The sequence below is a fragment of the Terrisporobacter muris genome (assembly GCF_024621905.1).
Classification (GTDB): Bacteria; Bacillota; Clostridia; order Peptostreptococcales; family Peptostreptococcaceae; genus Terrisporobacter; species Terrisporobacter muris.
Window position 1 is genome coordinate 1 of sequence record NZ_JANKBY010000384.1, and the last position, 2,942, is coordinate 2,942.

The window sequence follows — 2,942 nt, forward strand, 5'->3', positions numbered from 1 at the left end:
TTTTATCTATTTAAATATATGTAAAAAGATTGATTTATAATCAATCTTTTTTTAGTTTTAGGGAATTTATAATCTATTTTCTATCGTTTAAAATTTTAATTTTAAAATAGATAGTTATTAGATAATCATATGTTTTTTGGGTATTATTAAAAATAATAAAGTATTTAGTATAATGACAGATAGGAGTAAATTATAAAATGGAAGAATCAATAAAAGAAATTATTTCTTACTATAAAAACTATTTAATGAAAAAAATAGATAGCTATATGGATAAGATGAAGATTATTTCAAATGAAGATATAATAAATTATGAAAAAGATGCAAAAAATAAATTTAAAACATTGGAAGATTTAAGTAGTAAATATAAATTATATGATGAAAATTATAATGAATTTATGATATCTATGGGGAGGCTTGCTTTAGGGATAGAACAGTTAGATGAATTTAAAATAGATAATAAATCTAAAGATAGAATTATAAGCCAGTTTTTAAGTTTACATGAATTATTTGAAGAATTAGAACAAATAAATATAATGAAAGATGTGTATATATGGAAATTTGTAAATTAAAAACTGTAAAAGTAAATTTACAAGTTTTTAATTTAACCAAGGCGGGTATTAATAATATATAAAAATATAAAATATGAGGAGAATAAAAATGAGTAAGTCGATAAGAGTATGTCCTTTTTGTTCAAATGTAGACATTGATAAATTAAAAAGAATAATAGGGGAAGAAAATGTAAATACAGGTTGTGTAAGTGCTTGTAGAAAGGATAAAACACAATTTTTTGGTAGGATAAATGGATCTTATGTTATGACAAAAACAGAAGAAGAATTTTTTGATGAGTGTAAGTAAGATATTGAAATAAAATATTTTCTGTATATAGATATAAAAATAGAGGGTATAATAAAAAAATCCAGAGATTAATAATTAATCTCTGGATTTTTTTATTTGATATATTATTGTTGAGCAGCTTTTCTTCTCTTATTGTATTGTAATCTTTCGTGCTCGTTTAAATATTTCTTTCTAAGTCTTATTGAATCTGGAGTTATTTCAACTAACTCATCATCATCTATAAACTCTAATGCTTCTTCTAGAGTAAATGTTCTAGCAGCGTTTAATTTTATAGCATCATCAGAACCAGAAGCACGAACGTTAGTTAATTTTTTATTCTTAGTTGGGTTAACTATCATATCGTCTTTTCTAGAGTTCATACCTATTATCATACCTTCGTATACTTCTACACCTGGATCTACGAACATAGTAGCTCTTTCACTTAAAGCATTTAATCCGTAAGCCATAGTAGTACCATTACATTGAGATATTAAAACACCATTTGCTCTTGATGGGATTTCACCTTTATGATCTTCGTATCTAGCAAATGAACGAACCATATTACCTTCACCACGAGTATCATTTATGAATTCAGATCTATATCCTAAAAGTCCACGAGTTGGAGCAGAGAATTCTATTTTAACGAAATCTCCTTCTATAGACATAGCTTCCATCATACCTTTTCTTAAGTTCATTTTGTTTATAACTGTTCCAGAATATATTTCAGGACAGTTTATTATAACTTTTTCAATTGGTTCTTGTAATTTTCCATTTTCATCTCTGTGCATTAAAACTTCTGGTTTAGAAACACCTATTTCATAACCTTCACGTCTCATGTTTTCAAGAAGTATAGATAAGTGAAGTTCACCTCTACCAGATACTCTATATCCGTCAGTAGTTTCCATTGGCTCAACTTTTAGACCAACGTTAACTTCTAATTCTTTATCTAATCTATCTTTTAAGTGTCTTGTAGTAACGAACTTACCACTCTTACCAGCAAATGGAGAATCATTTACTAAGAAGTTCATAGAAAGAGTAGGCTCTTCTATATGTATCATTTCCATTGGTAAGTGATGTCCAACTTCACAGATTGTTTCACCTATAGATATATCAGGTATACCTGCTATAACTACGATATCACCTGAGTGAGCTTCGTCAACTTCAACTTGTTTTAATCCTTCATAAACTGAAAGTTTAGATATTTTTCCTCTAGTTACAACTTCTCCTGCTTTACAAACAGAAACTTGTTCTCCACTTTTTACAGTACCTTTGTAAACTCTACCGATTCCAAGTCTTCCTACAAAGTTATCATATGCAAGTGCAGATATTTGTAATTGAAGATGCTTATCATCATAATCAGGGTAAGCAGAAGCATGCTCAACTATAGTTTCAAATAATGGAGATAAATCAGTAGAATCATCATCCATTTCTCTCTTAGCTATACCTTGCTTAGCTATACCGTATATTATAGGGAATTCACATTGCTCATCAGTTGCATTTAAGTCTACGAATAAATCGAATACTTCATCAACAACTTCTTCAGCTCTTTGATCAGATTTGTCTATTTTGTTTATAAATAGTATTGGCTTTAAACCTAACTCTAAAGATTTTTGTAAAACGAATCTTGTTTGAGGCATTGGTCCTTCAGATGCATCAACTAGTAATACAACAGTATCAACAGTTTTGATAACACGTTCAACTTCAGAAGAGAAGTCACTATGTCCTGGAGTATCTACTATGTTTATTTTGTAATCTTTATAGTTTATAGAACAGTTTTTAGAATATATTGTTATACCTCTCTCTGCTTCAAGGTCATTACTATCCATTACACAGTCTTTAACTACTTCGTTTGCTCTAAATACACCACTTTGAGATAGGAAAGCATCAACTAGAGTTGACTTACCAGCATCGACATGGGCAATTACAGCGATATTTATAATTTTATGTTTTGTTGTCATTTATTTAATTCTTCCTTTCTAAAAAATAACTTATACAGTATAACATAAGCTAGATAAAATGTAAAATAAAATAGCATAGATACTTTATTGTTAGTATTAACATAATTATTGAAAATATAATGCTACTTAAGTGATAGTAAACTTTAGATC

Annotated in this window: 3 protein-coding genes; 2 read left to right on the forward strand and 1 reads right to left on the reverse strand. The window is 28.1% G+C overall.

What is annotated here, in order from left to right; all coding sequences use genetic code 11:
- Positions 1-197: 197 nt before the first annotated feature.
- Together NSA58_RS18110 and NSA58_RS18115 are read left to right on the forward strand one after the other, a co-directional pair.
- A complete protein-coding gene (locus NSA58_RS18110; protein WP_039677999.1) occupies positions 198-569 on the forward strand; it encodes a hypothetical protein in 372 nt (123 codons plus the stop codon).
- A gap of 88 nt (positions 570-657) precedes the next feature.
- Positions 658-855 (forward strand): hypothetical protein, encoded by a 198-nt coding sequence (locus tag NSA58_RS18115; RefSeq protein ID WP_039677998.1) that lies wholly within the window; start codon positions 658-660, stop codon positions 853-855.
- A 104-nt stretch (positions 856-959) separates the two neighbouring features.
- On the opposite strand, the gene typA is transcribed toward NSA58_RS18115, so the two are convergent.
- Positions 960-2,792, reverse strand: coding sequence for a translational GTPase TypA (gene typA / locus NSA58_RS18120; RefSeq protein ID WP_039677997.1), 1,833 nt, complete (start codon positions 2,790-2,792; stop codon positions 960-962).
- Between the last annotated feature and the right edge of the window lie 150 nt (positions 2,793-2,942).